Annotated in this window: 16 protein-coding genes; 11 read left to right on the top strand and 5 right to left on the bottom strand. The window is 61.8% G+C overall.

Features of this window, described 5'->3' with window-relative positions:
* Nucleotides 1-39 precede the first annotated feature (39 nt).
* Together rpsT and dnaA are read left to right on the top strand one after the other, a co-directional pair.
* Complete coding sequence (rpsT, locus tag ASD02_RS03005) at nt 40-306, top strand: 30S ribosomal protein S20 (RefSeq protein ID WP_025425661.1); 267 nt, start codon at nt 40-42, stop codon at nt 304-306.
* A 938-nt stretch (nt 307-1,244) separates the two neighbouring features.
* Complete coding sequence (dnaA, locus tag ASD02_RS03000) at nt 1,245-2,792, top strand: chromosomal replication initiator protein DnaA (RefSeq protein ID WP_081788833.1); 1,548 nt, start codon at nt 1,245-1,247, stop codon at nt 2,790-2,792.
* Between the two features lie 61 nt (nt 2,793-2,853).
* Here the strand turns inward: dnaA and gcvA are convergent, their stop codons facing one another.
* On the bottom strand, nt 2,854-3,738 hold the full coding sequence (gcvA, locus tag ASD02_RS02995; protein ID WP_025425663.1) for a transcriptional regulator GcvA: 885 nt from the start codon (nt 3,736-3,738) through the stop codon (nt 2,854-2,856).
* 142 nt (nt 3,739-3,880) lie between these two features.
* On the opposite strand from gcvA, the gene ASD02_RS02990 reads away from it, so the two are divergent.
* The 8 genes from ASD02_RS02990 (at nt 3,881) to ASD02_RS02955 (ending at nt 9,701) form a co-directional block, all read left to right on the top strand.
* On the top strand, nt 3,881-4,843 hold the full coding sequence (locus tag ASD02_RS02990; protein WP_057219995.1) for a DMT family transporter: 963 nt from the start codon (nt 3,881-3,883) through the stop codon (nt 4,841-4,843).
* 150 nt (nt 4,844-4,993) lie between these two features.
* Nucleotides 4,994-5,368 (top strand): YciI family protein, encoded by a 375-nt coding sequence (locus tag ASD02_RS02985; RefSeq protein ID WP_025425665.1) that lies wholly within the window; start codon nt 4,994-4,996, stop codon nt 5,366-5,368.
* Nucleotides 5,365-6,639 carry an RNA polymerase sigma factor gene (locus ASD02_RS02980; protein WP_025425666.1) on the top strand — a complete coding sequence of 425 codons (1,275 nt, stop codon included), beginning with the start codon at nt 5,365-5,367 and terminating at the stop codon, nt 6,637-6,639. The genes ASD02_RS02985 and ASD02_RS02980 overlap by 4 nt, the downstream gene beginning before the upstream one ends.
* A gap of 77 nt (nt 6,640-6,716) precedes the next feature.
* On the top strand, nt 6,717-7,199 hold the full coding sequence (locus ASD02_RS02975; protein ID WP_025425667.1) for an SRPBCC family protein: 483 nt from the start codon (nt 6,717-6,719) through the stop codon (nt 7,197-7,199).
* Between the two features lie 63 nt (nt 7,200-7,262).
* Nucleotides 7,263-8,129 carry a nuclear transport factor 2 family protein gene (locus ASD02_RS02970; RefSeq protein WP_057204298.1) on the top strand — a complete coding sequence of 289 codons (867 nt, stop codon included), beginning with the start codon at nt 7,263-7,265 and terminating at the stop codon, nt 8,127-8,129.
* A gap of 41 nt (nt 8,130-8,170) precedes the next feature.
* Entirely contained in the window at nt 8,171-8,593 is a 423-nt protein-coding gene (locus ASD02_RS02965) for a DoxX family protein (protein WP_025425669.1), read from the top strand.
* A 13-nt stretch (nt 8,594-8,606) separates the two neighbouring features.
* Complete coding sequence (locus tag ASD02_RS02960) at nt 8,607-8,975, top strand: DUF1801 domain-containing protein (protein WP_025425670.1); 369 nt, start codon at nt 8,607-8,609, stop codon at nt 8,973-8,975.
* A 111-nt stretch (nt 8,976-9,086) separates the two neighbouring features.
* On the top strand, nt 9,087-9,701 hold the full coding sequence (locus tag ASD02_RS02955; protein ID WP_025425671.1) for a glutathione S-transferase: 615 nt from the start codon (nt 9,087-9,089) through the stop codon (nt 9,699-9,701).
* A gap of 141 nt (nt 9,702-9,842) precedes the next feature.
* On the opposite strand, the gene hemW is transcribed toward ASD02_RS02955, so the two are convergent.
* The 4 genes from hemW to rph all read right to left on the bottom strand — a co-directional run bounded on the left by hemW (nt 9,843) and on the right by rph (nt 12,989).
* Nucleotides 9,843-11,024, bottom strand: coding sequence for a radical SAM family heme chaperone HemW (hemW, locus tag ASD02_RS02950; RefSeq protein WP_025425672.1), 1,182 nt, complete (start codon nt 11,022-11,024; stop codon nt 9,843-9,845).
* A gap of 119 nt (nt 11,025-11,143) precedes the next feature.
* Nucleotides 11,144-11,791 carry an RdgB/HAM1 family non-canonical purine NTP pyrophosphatase gene (gene rdgB, locus ASD02_RS02945; RefSeq protein WP_025425673.1) on the bottom strand — a complete coding sequence of 216 codons (648 nt, stop codon included), beginning with the start codon at nt 11,789-11,791 and terminating at the stop codon, nt 11,144-11,146.
* Nucleotides 11,792-11,832: 41 nt separating this feature from the next.
* A complete protein-coding gene (locus tag ASD02_RS02940) occupies nt 11,833-12,252 on the bottom strand; it encodes a VOC family protein (RefSeq protein WP_025425674.1) in 420 nt (139 codons plus the stop codon).
* Nucleotides 12,253-12,269: 17 nt separating this feature from the next.
* Nucleotides 12,270-12,989: a ribonuclease PH gene (gene rph / locus ASD02_RS02935; RefSeq protein ID WP_025425675.1), complete on the bottom strand. Its 720-nt coding sequence runs from the start codon at nt 12,987-12,989 to the stop codon at nt 12,270-12,272.
* A gap of 159 nt (nt 12,990-13,148) precedes the next feature.
* Here rph and hrcA point away from each other — a divergent pair, with 159 nt between their 5' ends.
* The gene (gene hrcA, locus ASD02_RS02930) at nt 13,149-14,228 is read left to right on the top strand and encodes a heat-inducible transcriptional repressor HrcA (RefSeq protein ID WP_057204296.1); all 1,080 of its coding nucleotides are present in this window, start codon (nt 13,149-13,151) and stop codon (nt 14,226-14,228) included.
* Nucleotides 14,229-14,382 lie beyond the last annotated feature (154 nt).

The raw sequence follows: 14,382 nt of genomic DNA, 5'->3' as shown, positions 1-14,382 counted from the left end.
GAGGGCGGAGTTCATGTCAGTTTTCGAAGAGAGGCATCAATGGCCAATACAACTTCGGCGAAAAAGGCGACCCGCAAGATCGCACGCCGCACTGCAGTGAACAAAGCCCGCCGTTCGCGCGTCCGTAACTTCGTCCGCAAGGTCGAAGAAGCGATCGCAACCGGCGATCAGGCGGTCGCAGCCGCAGCCCTGAAGGCCGCTCAGCCCGAGCTGATGCGCGCTGCCATCAAGGGCGTGCTGCATTCCAACACCGCTTCGCGCAAGGTTTCGCGCCTTGCACAGCGCGTGAAGGCACTTTCGGCCTAATCCGGCTAATAAAAATCTGTTAATTGAAAGCCCGACCCTTGCGTCGGGCTTTTCCGATTCATACATGTGTCATCACGATGGTTAACCTGCACGACATTTCTCGTGTCAATGCGATGACAGAATTTCTATAGGAATTTCAGAGACTTACGAGAGGTCCTTGGTGATAGGGTGTCTCTGGCTAGGGGTCTTCTGGGCCCGTGATGAGTCAAGCGAATTTTTATTTTTTTTCTTTTTCGCCAGCTAATCAAAGAGCCGAAAATCAAAACCCTTGATTCAAAAGCGATTCTTCCCGGACTCGGATTGCGGCAAGCAAAAGGCAGCATGAGAGTCAACGGGCAGCGCTTAAGGTTGCGTAAAAATCGCGATTGATCTTGCCCATCGATCCTGCCTAAATGCCCTCCACAGGGGACACAGACCATATCTGTAAAGGGAAGTACGGAGGCCATTTCAACGAGATGGTTTCAGGCTTTCTGTTCCCTGTATCAGGGCGGCTCCACGTCGTTCAATCAGACAAGTCGAGAACGAAAAACCGGATGGCCCAACCATTCCGGACGAGGACATTTCGACTTCTGGTTGCCGGTGGCGCCACTGCTCAAAGTCAGGTGCAAGCGGTGCCTGACGAGAGATAGAATCCAGCGCTCGGCTGTCCGCTTCGTACGAGGGTGCGAGACAGTTGTCGGCGAGGAGGAGGATCCGGCACGGTCCAGGGCGGACTGGGGGATTTGTTGACAATGAGGCGCGAGGGGACATCAGCCGGCCGGCAAGGCCTGGCAGATGCGCGTAGCGCGCACCCGGTCGGGAGATGAGGAGCCCGGTTGGATTGCGACTGTGACGTTCGGTGAAGCGGCATGACCTCGATGAGGAAGCCGTGGGTGCCGGACATAAGAGATGGGGCCGGCAGAGATGACGGCGTCTGAACATAATCGGAAGGCGGCAAAATGCGGATGAACTTGGTGACGGCGGCGGGCGCGTTTCAAAAGAACGGCGACGTATTTCAGGCCGGAAGCAATCTATCTCAGGCGGCGGGAGATAAGCACGACATGAGGCATGACGCACTGTTCGAACGAGTGAGTGCGCGTTTGAAAGCCCAGGTCGGTCCCGATGTCTTCGCCAGCTGGTTTGGGCGTCTGAAGCTCCATTCGGTTTCCAAGAGCGTCGTGCGTCTCTCGGTGCCCACGACATTCCTGAAGTCCTGGATCAACAACCGCTATCTCGATATCATCACCCAGATCTTCCAGCAGGAAGACGGCGAAATCCTGAAGGTCGAGATCCTGGTGCGGACCGCGACCCGTGGCGCCCGTCCGGTTTCACAGGAAGAGACGCTGCCGCAGGCAACGGAATCGGCTCCTGCAACGCCCGCACGCCGTCCGACGACGGCGCAGTCCGTGGCTTCGGTCGCAGCCTCTGCGGTTGCCAGCGTTCAGCGGCCGACCCAGGCGCCGCTTTTCGGCTCGCCGCTCGACCAGCGTTACACCTTCGACAGCTTCGTCGAGGGCTCTTCCAACCGCGTTGCGCTTGCAGCCGCCCGCACGATTGCGGAAGCCGGCGCCGGTGCCGTGCGCTTCAACCCGCTGTTCATTCATTCAAGCGTCGGGCTCGGCAAGACCCACCTTCTGCAGGCGATCGCCATCCAGGCGCTGCAGAGCGCCCGCGCTCCACGCGTCGTCTATCTGACGGCCGAATACTTCATGTGGCGCTTTGCCACCGCAATCCGCGACAACGACGCGCTGTCGCTGAAGGAATCGCTGCGCAACATCGACCTCCTCGTCATCGACGACATGCAGTTCCTGCAGGGCAAGTCGATCCAGCACGAGTTCTGCCATCTGCTGAACATGCTTCTCGACTCGGCCAAACAGGTCGTCGTCGCCGCCGACCGCGCTCCTTGGGAGCTGGAATCGCTCGATAGCCGTGTTCGCTCGCGTCTTCAGGGCGGTGTCGCCATCGAAATGGACGGACCGGACTACGACATGCGCCTCGAAATGCTGAAGCGCCGTCTCGACTCCGCTCGTCAGGACGATACTTCGCTGGACATTCCCGGCGATATCCTGAGCCATGTTGCACGCAACATCACCGCCAGCGGCCGCGAACTCGAAGGCGCCTTCAACCAGTTGCTCTTCCGTCGCTCGTTCGAACCGCATCTGTCGATCGAACGCGTTGACGAACTGCTTGGGCATCTCGTCAATGCCGGCGAACCGCGCCGTGTCCGTATCGAGGACATCCAGCGTGTCGTTGCCAAGCATTACAACGTATCGCGCCAGGAGCTGGTGTCGAACCGCCGCACCCGCGTCATCGTCAAGCCGCGTCAGATCGCGATGTATCTGTCGAAGACGCTGACGCCGCGGTCTTTCCCGGAAATCGGCCGCCGCTTCGGTGGTCGCGACCACACGACCGTTCTGCATGCGGTGCGCAAGATCGAGGAGTTGATCTCCGGCGATACCAAGCTCAGCCATGAGATCGAGCTTCTGAAGCGCCTGATCAACGAATAGGCGCGAGATAGATTTACTTTCCGATTGCGAGAAAGGCCCGGGAAACCGGGCTTTTTTCGTTTCAGGCGCCGCGTGCCTGCGCGACGATCCAGGCACGGAATGCTGTGACGGCCGGCCGGTCGAGGGCCGATGGCGGATAGACCAGGTGATAGGCGAGATCGGTGGCGATGCCGGTTGGAAACGGCGCGACCAACACGCCTTCGGCAAGCTCGCGCGAAACCAGCGACAGGCGCACGAGAGCGACGCCATCGCCGGCTCTTGCCGCCTCGATGGCGCCATTGCTGTTGACGAACACCGGACCGCGCGTCGTGTCTATGCCTTCGGCGCCGACGGCCTCCAGCCACAGCTGCCAATCCGACCTCTGAACGTCATACAACAGCACATGGGCCGAAAGATCGGCCGGCGTGGTGAGCGGATGCTTGCGGGCAAGGGCCGCGTTGACGACCGGCACCAGCTCGTCATCGATCAGCCGCTCGCTCGTCAGACCCTCATAGCGACCGAAACCGTGGCGGATAGCGATATCGACGCCATCTGACACGAAGTCGGTCAGCCGGTTCGAGGCGCTGATGCGGATGTCGATGCCGTTGAGACGCTGCTCGAAGTCGCTGATCCTCGGCACCAGCCATTGCGCCGCAAAAGTTGGCGTGCAGCTCACCGTCAGTACCGGCGCGCGATTTCGCGCCGTCAGTTCCTCTGTCGCTTCCCGCATCATCCGGAAGGCGCGGCGCAGCGTCGAAAAATAGGTGCTGCCATCCTCGGTCAGAACCAGTTGCCGCGGCCGTCGCTCAAACAGCATCACACCCAGCGTCTGCTCCAGTTCACGCACCTGCAGACTGACCGCACCAGGTGTGACGCTGAGCTCGCGCGCCGCGAGCGTCACACTCAGGTGTCGGGCCGTGGCCTCGAATGCGCGCAGTGCTGCAAGGGAAGGAAGAGGTGTCATTATGATTTAGCCATACTCAATCATGGAAAGAGAAATGCTCGTTTGTGCAAACACTAACATGCGGACACTATTTATGTAAATCGAAGTCAACCAATATGGTTGTTTCAGATGAAGGCGAAGAACTAAATCATAGGAGGGTATGGAGATGCCGGAAACACTTAAGGCGAAGGTGATGGGACCCGGTGAATGGGCCATGCTGATCACACTGTCCCTGTTGTGGGGCGGCTCGTTTTTCTTCGTCGGCGTTGCGGTCAAGGCGCTGCCGCCGTTCACCATCGTTGCCCTGCGGGTCAGCCTCGCGGCGACGGCGCTTTTGATTTTCCTGCGCTTCACCGGCCGCGCGATGCCGCGCGATCCCCGCATCTGGCTTGCCTTCTTCGGCATGGGTCTGCTCAACAACCTGATCCCGTTTTCGCTGATCGTCTGGGGCCAGACTCATATCGCCAGCGGCCTTGCCTCCATCCTCAATGCCACCACGCCACTCTTCGGCGTCGTCGTCGCCCATCTGCTGACCGACGACGAGAAGCTGACCGCCAACAAGCTCTCCGGCGTGTTGATCGGTTTTCTCGGCGTGGCGGTGATGATCGGGCCTGCAGCGCTCGGCGGGCTCGGCTCGAATGTGCTGGCGCAGTTCGCCGTGCTGGGAGCTGCCCTTTCCTACGCCTTTGCCGGCGTTTTCGCCCGTCGTTTCAAGCGGATGGGCGTTGCGCCCATCGTCTCCGCGACCGGGCAGGTCAGTGCATCGAGCATCATGCTCGTGCCGATCGCGCTGCTCGTCGATCACCCCTGGACCCTGACCGTGCCGGGCCTTGAAGTATGGGGAGCGATCATCGGCATTGCCTTGATCTCGACCGCGCTTGCCTATGTGCTGTTCTTCCGCATCCTGGAAACGGCGGGTGTCACCAATCTGATGCTGGTGACGTTTCTGATCCCGGTCAGCGCCATTCTGCTCGGCGCCTTGTTCCTCGGCGAAAACCTCGAGCCCAAGCATTTCTTCGGCATGGTGCTGATCGCCGCCGGCCTCGCCGCTATCGACGGTCGCCTGGTCCGGCGTTTCCGTCGCAAACAAACGGTCGATCCGGATCTCGCCTGCGGCGAAAATATCTGAAATCAGGCAAGCTCATGAACGATCGCGGCGGTGCGCAGGCACCTGCCGCGATCATTGCGTTTGGGCCCGTGATTGCAGGTATTTTTTTTGGCGGTCTTGTCGACTATCTCTTCTCCAGATCGTCCTTGTTACAGGAGCAGGAGAGTTCCAATGCTTTACGCCGTATTTTGTTACAACCAGGAAGACGTCACTGCCAACTGGACCAAGGACGAGGACGACAAGGTCATGCGTGACCTTGCTGCCGTCCAACGCAAATATGGCGATGCCGGCAAGCTCGGGCCGGTGGCGCGGTTGTTGCCGACCACGGCGGCAACGACGCTCCGCCACGCCGTTGGCGAGACCGTCGTCATCGATGGCCCATTTGCCGAAACGAAGGAGCAGCTGCTCGGCTTCTATGTCGTCGATTGCGCTTCACTGGACGAAGCGCTCGATTTCGCCCGCGAGCTCAGTGCGGCCAATCCTGCAGACGGCTCCTATGAAATTCGTCCCCTTGCCATCTACAAGCCAAGTGAGTTTCCCTCATGACAGACACGACCTGGATCGACCTCGCACTTGTTTCCGCTCGGCCGCAGGCAATGGGCGCGCTTCTGCGCTATTTCCGCAATCTCGATACGGCCGAGGAAGCATTCCAGGAGGCCTGTATCCGGGCATTGAAGACCTGGCCGAAGAGCGGCCCGCCGCGTGACCCGGCCGCCTGGCTGATCTTCGTCGGTCGCAACAGCGGCATCGACAAGGTGCGCCGGCAATCTCGCGAGACCGCGTTGCCGCCGGAAGAATTGCTCTCCGATCTCGAGGATCAGGAGAGCGATCTTGCCGAACGTCTCGATGGCTCCCACTACCGGGACGACATTCTCAAGCTCTTGTTTGTCTGCAGCAATCCGGTCCTTCCGGCAACGCAGCAGATCGCGCTGGCGCTGCGCATCGTCTCCGGCCTGTCGGTCAAGCAGATTGCCCGTGCCTTTCTCGTCGGCGAGGCGGCGATGGAGCAGCGCATCACCCGGGCAAAGGCCCGGGTCACCGCCGCCGGCATCGCCTTCGAAACGCCTGACGCGGCCGATCGGTCGGAGCGGCTGGCGGCCGTCGCAACCATGATCTATCTGGTTTTCAACGAGGGCTATTCGGCGATGAACGGGCCGGACAGCGTCTCGGCCGATCTTTGTGAGGAGGCGATCCGGCTCGCGCGGCTGCTCCTGCGGCTGTTCCCCTCCGAGCCAGAAATGATGGGGCTGACGGCTCTGCTCCTGCTGCAGCACTCACGCTCGCGCGCACGTTTCGATGCCGATGGCGGCATCATCCTGCTCGATGATCAGGATCGCAGCCTTTGGAAAAAGCCTCTGATCATCGAGGCGCTGGCCATGATCGACAAGGCGGTGCGCCATCGCCAGCCGGGTCCCTACCAGATCCAGGCCGCGATCGCCGCCTTGCATGCGCGTGCGACGCGCCCGGAAGAAACCGATTGGGAAGAAATCGACCTGCTCTACCAGGCGTTGGAGCGGCTGCAACCGTCGCCGGTCATCACGCTCAACCGCGCCGTCGCAGTGTCGAAGAGGGACGGGCCTGAAGCGGCGCTCGCGCTGATCGAGCCACTTGCCGAAAAACTCGCGGGTTATTTCTACTTCCATGGGTTGAATGGCGCGCTGTTGAAGCAGGCAGGCCGGGTTCGCGAGGCGCGCGTCGCCTTTGACCGGGCGATCGCGCTGGCCACCAATGCCGCCGAGGCCTCCCACATCCGCATGCAGCTCGATCATCTGAGCAAGGATGCGGGCGAGAAAAACCTGGCCACTGAAAAAAGATAAAAAATCTTGTCGGCGGTTGTCGGAACCGTGGCTGCAACTTCGTCCTTGGACTGAACCCGCTGACGGAGAAACAAACAATGACCGTTGTCACTGAAATCAAACCTGCCGACGACCGCGAACTGGTCATCACCCGCCTGATCGATGCGCCCCGCGCGCTCGTCTACCGCTGCTGGACGGATGCCAAGCTGCTGAAGAAGTGGTTCGCGCCTTCGCCGTGGACGACGCCGGAGGCAAAGCTCGAGGTTCGCGCCGGCGGCGCCAACCGCATCGTCATGCGCTCGCCCGAGGGCGAGGACTATCCCAATCTCGGCGTCTATCTCGAAGTGGTGCCGAACGAGAAGCTGGTCTTCACAGACGCCTTCACCGATGCCTGGTCGCCATCCGACAAGCCGTTCATGGTCGTGACCATCACCTTCGAGGACGTCGGGGCCAAGACCCGCTACACCGCACGGGTCCGCCATTGGTCCGTCGAGGATCGCGAAGCCCACGAAAAGATGGGCTTTCACGAAGGCTGGGGCCAATGCGCCACCCAGCTCGAAGGGGTAGCCAGGCAACTCTGATCAAGCCCAGGGCTCGACGGCCGTCGCCCTCGCGCCTGCCACCATCGGGAAGGGAGACCCGCCATGTCCGTGATCGACAACAAGAGTGCCGCCGTCGCCGAAATCCGTACGGTGATCGATGATTGGGCGGATGCCATGAGGGTAAAGGACGCCAAGCGCGTCATCGGCCATGGGACGCCTGATTGTGTCCTCTTTTCGCTGGCGCCGCCGCTGAAGTCGTCCGATGCCGGCGAGGGCGGGCTCGAACAGTGGTTTTCCACCTGGCGTGGACCGCTTGGCTATCGCTTCGAGGATCTCGATATCTCGGTCAGCGGCGATGTCGCATTCGTCAGTATGCTCACCGAACTTTCCGGCGAGAAGATCGATGCCGGGAAAATGTCGGTCTGGTTCCGCCAGACCCTCGGTTTGAAGCGCATGGCTGCCGGCTGGAAGATCGCACACCAGCACGAGTCCGTGCCTTTCTACATGGATGGCAGCCTCAAGGCAGCCGTCGATCTCAATCCGAAATCGACGGTCGACGGGCAAGCGCCGGCGCCGCCACCGATGCTAGGCCCGATCGCCTACCTCTGCGTCGAGGATGCGTACGCGACCGCTGATTTCTACGTCCGCGCCTTCGCCGCAACGGATGGCGGGCGGATGCTCGCCGAAGACGGTAAACGGCTGATGCATTGCCATCTGACGATCAATGGCGGTGCATTGATGCTCAACGATCCCTTCCCGGAACACGGCATGCCCTATGCCGCGCCGCAGGGCGTCGTGCTGCATCTGGTGGTCGAGGACGCGCAATTCTGGTGGGATCGCGCGGTTGCCGCCGGCGCCGAAGTGACGATGCCGCTTGCGGTCGCCTTCTGGGGCGACCTCTATGGCCAGCTGCGTGACCCCTTTGGCATCCGCTGGGGCATCGTCGGACCGGCCAAGAAGACAGACTGAAGAACGATTTGTGACAACGGGAAACGAGGAGAACTCCCCGAATGAACACTGCTCTTGTTATGACGGCTCCGGCTGGAAAAATGGTGATCCTCGGCCGCGTGCTGAGCGGTCTGGTTGTTGCGTTCCTGGCCTTCGACGGAGCGATCAAGCTCGTGCCACTGGACGTGGTGACTGAGACTTTGGCGGTGCTCGGCTATCCCGCCGATGTTGGCCTTGCGCGTCTGCTCGGCGTACTCACGCTTCTGTGTGCGCTGCTCTATGCGATCCCGAGAACGTCGGTCCTCGGCGCCATTCTGCTCACCGGTTATCTCGGCGGTGCCATGGCGACGCATCTGCGCGCGGATAGCCCTCTTTTCACCCATCTGCTGTTCGGGTTCTATCTCGGCGTCATCGCCTGGGCTGGCCTGTGGCTCCGAGACCGTCGCGTGCGCGCGCTGATCCCGTTCAAGAACGAGCAAGCCTAAGGAGAATTTCGCGATGAGCAAAACGGTTAGCGACTACATTGCAGGCCTTTCCGGTACGCCGGCTGCCGTGGCGAAAGAGTTGCACGGTGCCATTCTTGCCGCCGGCGGCACCAGGGACAGCGTGAAATGGGGCCATCCGATCTATGAGGCCGGCGGACCGGTCTGCCTGATCAAGGCTGCCAAGGACTATGTGACGCTCGGCTTCTGGCGCGGCGCCGATATGCTCGATCTCGACCCACGACTGGCCAAGGGCGGCGGCAAGGGCGACATGGCCTTCATCAAGGTGAAAGCGACCGGCGAGGTCGACGGCGCCCAGGTGGCGCGGCTGGTAGCCAAGGGTATCGCCCTCAATGCCGAGAAGGGCGATCCGTTCAAATCTTGAACGACGAAACAAACTTGCAAAGGGCGCTCCGAAACAGAGCGCCTTTCTCTTGTCCGATGCAATACATCTTCGCGGGACCGGATAATTTCCTTCCAACACCCGCGAGGCACGATGATCCTCTATTACCAGACCCATTCCCCTTTCGCCCGCAAGGCACTCGTCTTCGCCCACGAGGTCGGCATCGCTGAGCGACTGGAGGTGATCCACCACGAGACCAGCCCGACGCTGCGCAATGAAGAGGTCCATGCCGAAAATCCACTCGGCAAGGTGCCGGTTCTCTTGCGCCCCGAGGATGCGGCGATCTTCGATTCCGACGTCATCTGCGCCTATTTCGATACGCTGCATGATAGCCGCAAGCTCATCCCCGAAAGCGGCGAGGCGCGCTGGCATGCCCTGAGATTGCAGGCCGTGGCGCAAGGGCTGGCGCAGGCGGGGATCGGGTTGCGTTGGGAAACGGAGCGACGCCCGGAAGCCTTGCGCTATCCGGCGCTCGCCGACGGCTATGCCGAAAAGATCGAGCAGACCTATGACTGGCTGGAGCAGACGCTCGATGTCGACGCGCCGCTTGATATCGGCCACATCGCGCTCGCCACGACCCTGTCCTGGATGGCGTTCCGCGACCTGCCGTCGTTCCGTGACCGGACGAAGCTGAGCGTCTGGTTCGATGCCTTCGAGGAACGACCATCGATGCGCGCGACGCCGCTCTCCGGCGAGACCCACGATTGAGCCTTCGGTTTCCTTGCGTTGGATGCAGGCAGGGCGGCCGCTAAAACATTTGCGTCTCAGACGGTGGCATCGAGACGCGATATTTCCTTGCTCTACGCATTTCCTGACGGAAAACCGCTTCGCACTTTTCCTGGAAAAGCGCTAGCAGGCGAGGTCGGCGACGACGGCGTCGAGAATCAACATGCCGGAAGGCGTGCAGCGCAGGCGGGAATTTCCCAGCCGCTCGATGAACCCGTGGTCGATCAGGAACTGCTCGCGGTCTGGATCGGGATCGCGGCCGGACAGCGTCTGCCAGCGGGCGAGATCGACGCCTTCCTTGAGGCGCAGGCCCATCAGTAACAATTCGTCGGACTGGGCCTCGAGGTCGAGCACTTCGCGCTCGACCATGCCGTGGCCGTAGGTTTCGACCAGCCGCAGCCATTCCTCCGGCTTGCGCTCGGTCGCCGTCGCCAGCTTGGCGCCGCCGACGCTGAGGCGGCCATGGGCACCAGGCCCGACGCCGGCATAGTCGCCATAGCGCCAGTAGGTGAGGTTGTGCCGGCTCTCGGCACCAGGGCGGGCATGGTTGGAGACCTCGTAGGCGGGCATGCCGATCGCCGCCGTGATGTCCTGGGTCGCCTCGTAGAGGACCGCCGATTGCTCACCATCAGGAACGATCAGCTTGCCGGCCTTGTGCAGGCCGAAGAAGGGCGTGCCCTCCTCGATCGTCAGCTGGTAGAGCGACAGGTGGTCGACGGCATAGGAGACGGCCTCCTTGAGCTCGCGTTCCCATTCCTCGACCGTCTGGTTGGGGCGGGCATAGATCAGGTCGAAGGACATGCGCGGGAAGATCTCGCGCGCCAGCCGGATCGCTTTCAGCGCGTCTTCGACATTGTGCAGCCGGCCGAGAAATTTGAGGTCCCGGTCGTTCAGCGCCTGCACGCCGAGCGAGACACGGTTGACGCCGGCCGCGCGATAGCCGTGGAAGCGCGTCGCCTCGACACTCGAAGGGTTCGCCTCCATGGTGATCTCGATGCCATCGGGCACATGCCATTCGCGGGCGATGCCCGAGAGGATAGCGTCGACCGTTGCCGGATCCATCAACGACGGCGTGCCGCCGCCGATGAAGATGCTGGTGACGGTGCGTGGACCGGAAAGCTCACGCGCCTCCGCCATTTCCTTGAGGAAAGCGGCGACGAAACGCGGCTGGTCGATCGGCTGGTGGCGCACGTGGCTGTTGAAGTCGCAATAGGGGCATTTGGCCGCGCAGAACGGCCAGTGCACATAGATCCCGAAACCGGGATCCATGCCGTCACCGAGTGCCGATAGCGTGGCCGTCTGCATCGTTGCGTCTCTCATGCGGTAGATCACGTTGACCTTGGGCCGATCGACCCGAAGTCATGACCGCGATCGCTTCTAACAAATTGGAGCGGGATGTTGCGGAAAACCGCATACACGTTTCCTCAGCCCGCTCCAAGGCAGGTTTCGGCGAAGATCTTGAAGGCGCGGGCACGGTGCGACAGCGCTTCAGCATCGCCCGGCTTCCAGCCGTGTTTCTCGTCCGCGCTCATCTCGCCGAATGTAGTGTCGTAACCCTTCGGCTGAAAGACCGGATCGTAGCCAAAACCCTGGTCGCCGCGCGGCGGCCACACGACATGGCCCTCGACCTCGCCGCGGAAAAGTTCGACATGGCCGTCTGGCCAGGCAAGGCAAAGCACCGAGACGAAACGGGCCGTGCGTTTTTCAGGCGCACTTGCGCCCTTGCCCTGCAGCGCCTTTTCGACCTTTTCCATCGCCATGGCGAAATCGCGGCTGCCGTCTTCGCGTTCGGCCCAGTTGGCGGTGTAGACGCCAGGTGCGCCATCAAGTGCGTCGATCGCCAGGCCGGAATCGTCCGAAAGCGCCGGCAGGCCCGAGGCCTTGGCCGAGGCGAGCGCCTTGATCGTCGCGTTTTCCTCGAAGGTCGTGCCGGTCTCATCCGGTTCGACGAAGTCGAGGTCGGCTGCCGACTTGGCCTCGAAGCCGAGCGGCCCGATCAGGTCGCGGATCTCGCGGATCTTGCCGGCATTGTGGCTGGCGACGATGAGCGTCTTGTCATCCAGTGTGCGCATGATGTGTCGTCTCTTAAAAGATGCGGCGCGAAGGCCGCGGTTCATTCGATGGACCAGAGGCCCGGTTCCGCGCATTCGAGGCTGTTGCCGGCCGGATCGCGGAAGTAGAAGGAGCGCGTGCCGTTCGGCCAGACAACATCGGCTTCGATCGTGACACCCGCCGTTTCCAGCTTGGCCCTCCAGGCGTCGAGTGCCGACGCGGAAACGCGGAAGCACATGTGGCCCTGGCCGGTGGTGCCGTGCGGCGGCACCGGCAGGGCCGCATCCGGCGAAGGCGGTTTGACCGTTTCCGCAGGATTGAAAATCAGCAGAACGCCCGAGCCACAGCGAAAGAACACATGTCGGTTCTCCCGCCGTGTAATCTTCTCCAGCCCCAGCACACCGCTGTAGAAGGCCTCGGCGGCGTCGAGATCCGACGCATAGAGCGCAGTCTCAAGAATGCCATCCAGCGCCGGGGCCATCGTCTCCGTCCTTCTCGTCAGCCGGCGATCGCCTGCTTCTGCAGTGCGACAAGCTCGGCAATGCCGGTCTTTGCCAGTCCGAGCAGGCTTGCGAATTCCGCTTCGCTGAAGGGTTTGCCTTCGGCCGTGCCCTGGATCTCGACAATGCCGCCGGTGCCGGTCATGACGAAATTCGCGTCGGTCTCGGCGGCGGAATCTTCGAGGTAGTCGAGGTCGATGATCGACTGGTTGGCGAAGATGCCACAGGATATGGCGGCGACATGGTCCTTCAGGACCTTCTCGACCTTCACCATGTTGCGGGCTTCCATCCACTTCAGGCAGTCATGCAGCGCCACCCAGGCGCCGGTGATCGAGGCCGTGCGCGTGCCGCCATCAGCCTGGATGACGTCGCAGTCGATCGAGATCTGGCGTTCGCCGAGTGCGGGCAGATCGACGACGGCGCGCAGCGACCGGCCGATCAAGCGCTGGATTTCCTGGGTGCGGCCGCTCTGCTTGCCGCTCGAGGCTTCGCGACGCATGCGCTCGCCGGTGGCGCGCGGCAGCATGCCGTATTCGGCCGTCACCCAACCCTTGCCGCCGTTGCGCAGCCAGGCCGGAACCTTTTCCTCAAGGCTGGCTGTGCACAGCACGTGCGTATCGCCGAATCGCACCAGACAGGAGCCTTCCGCGTGCTTGGAGAAATTGCGCTCGAACGAAACCTTGCGCATTTGGTCGATTTTTCTGCCGGATGGCCGCATCATCAAACTCCTATCGTATCTGGTGAGCCTTCTAGAGCATGGCGCAGCCAAAGGGAACCGGTGGACAGCCGGGGATCGGGGCGATTTTTCCCTTTTGCTATCGGGCGCGGGGATCACTATATTTCCGGCGGCAGGATTGGCCTGCGAACATGGAGCGACATGGTACTGCGCAATCCCGGAGTGACCGATATCGCGGCGGCGCTGGACGAGCGTTCCGGTGAAATCTTCCGTCGCATCGTCGAAACCTATTTGAACAGCGGAGAGCCTCTCGGCTCACGCAACCTTTCGCGGTTGCTGCCGATGTCGCTGTCGCCGGCGTCCGTGCGCAATGTGATGAGCGACCTCGAAGATCTCGGGCTGATCTATTCGCCGCACATCAGCGCCGGCCGCCTGCCGACGCAGACGGGCCTGCGTTTCTTCGTCGACGCCTTCATGCAGGTCGGCAATCTCTCCCCAGAAGATCGTGCTTCGATCGATCGGCACGTGCGGTTGAGCGACCATGCCCAGCCGGTCGATACGCTGCTGGCAGAGGCAAGCCAGATGCTGTCGGGCATGTCGCGCGGCGCCGGCCTCGTGATCACCGCCAAGAACGATCCGGTGCTCAAGCATGTCGAATTCATCCGGCTGGCGCCCACCAAGGCGCTGGCCGTGCTCGTCGGCGAGCATGACCAGGTCGAAAACCGCATCATCGAGCTTCCCGCCGGCGTGACGAGCTCGCAACTGACGGAAGCAGCGAACTTCTTGAATGCCCATCTCGCCGGCCAGACGATCGGCGAGGTGCGCTCGCAGCTCGAAACCGTCAAGCAGACCGTGCGCAGCGAACTCGATGCCCTGTCCCAGGATCTGGTCGAGCGTGGACTGGCGATCTGGTCGGGCAACGAGGGCGATGAAAAGCCGGCACGGCTGATCGTTCGCGGCCGGGCCAACCTGCTCGAGGGCCTGGAGGGAACCGAGGATATCGACCGCCTGCGCATGCTCTTCGACGACCTGGAAAAGAAGGACAGCCTGATCGAGCTGCTTGACCTCGCAGAGAGCGGCCCGGGTGTCAGGATCTTCATCGGTTCGGAGAACAAGTTGTTTTCATTGTCCGGTTCGTCGCTGATCGTTGCGCCCTATCGCGACAGTGAAGATCGCATCGTCGGCGCCGTCGGCGTCATCGGTCCGACGCGGCTCAACTATTCGCGCATCGTGCCGATGGTCGATTATACCGCGCAGTTGATGTCGCGGCTTTCGCGCTGATCAGGCGCTTTTGGCCACAGGCAGCATTGAACCCTTGATTTTTCGGCCCTAAACCTCGATATCGGCATCAAATCCAGTCACTGGGCATTTTACGCCATGCGGCCATCGTTGCGCGCGGGCGTCGGAATGCGGAAGACAAGACAGACGAACACCG

Source organism: Ensifer sp. Root1252, from assembly GCF_001425885.1.
GTDB classification, from domain to species: Bacteria; Pseudomonadota; Alphaproteobacteria; order Rhizobiales; family Rhizobiaceae; genus Ensifer; species Ensifer canadensis.
Note: the sequence above shows the minus strand (reverse complement) of the source record. Positions and strands in the feature narration are given on the sequence as shown.

Coding starts and splice junctions, on each gene's coding strand:
- rpsT (WP_025425661.1), top strand. CDS start 40: ATGGCCAATACAACTTCGGCGAAAAAGGCGACCCGCAAGATCGCACGC.
- dnaA (WP_081788833.1), top strand. CDS start 1,245: ATGCGGATGAACTTGGTGACGGCGGCGGGCGCGTTTCAAAAGAACGGC.
- hemW (WP_025425672.1), bottom strand. CDS start 11,024: ATGCAGACGGCCACGCTATCGGCACTCGGTGACGGCATGGATCCCGGT.
- rph (WP_025425675.1), bottom strand. CDS start 12,989: ATGCGGCCATCCGGCAGAAAAATCGACCAAATGCGCAAGGTTTCGTTC.
- rdgB (WP_025425673.1), bottom strand. CDS start 11,791: ATGCGCACACTGGATGACAAGACGCTCATCGTCGCCAGCCACAATGCC.
- ASD02_RS02965 (WP_025425669.1), top strand. CDS start 8,171: ATGAACACTGCTCTTGTTATGACGGCTCCGGCTGGAAAAATGGTGATC.
- ASD02_RS02990 (WP_057219995.1), top strand. CDS start 3,881: ATGCCGGAAACACTTAAGGCGAAGGTGATGGGACCCGGTGAATGGGCC.
- ASD02_RS02975 (WP_025425667.1), top strand. CDS start 6,717: ATGACCGTTGTCACTGAAATCAAACCTGCCGACGACCGCGAACTGGTC.
- hrcA (WP_057204296.1), top strand. CDS start 13,149: ATGGTACTGCGCAATCCCGGAGTGACCGATATCGCGGCGGCGCTGGAC.
- ASD02_RS02940 (WP_025425674.1), bottom strand. CDS start 12,252: ATGGCCCCGGCGCTGGATGGCATTCTTGAGACTGCGCTCTATGCGTCG.
- ASD02_RS02985 (WP_025425665.1), top strand. CDS start 4,994: ATGCTTTACGCCGTATTTTGTTACAACCAGGAAGACGTCACTGCCAAC.
- ASD02_RS02955 (WP_025425671.1), top strand. CDS start 9,087: ATGATCCTCTATTACCAGACCCATTCCCCTTTCGCCCGCAAGGCACTC.
- ASD02_RS02970 (WP_057204298.1), top strand. CDS start 7,263: ATGTCCGTGATCGACAACAAGAGTGCCGCCGTCGCCGAAATCCGTACG.
- ASD02_RS02960 (WP_025425670.1), top strand. CDS start 8,607: ATGAGCAAAACGGTTAGCGACTACATTGCAGGCCTTTCCGGTACGCCG.
- ASD02_RS02980 (WP_025425666.1), top strand. CDS start 5,365: ATGACAGACACGACCTGGATCGACCTCGCACTTGTTTCCGCTCGGCCG.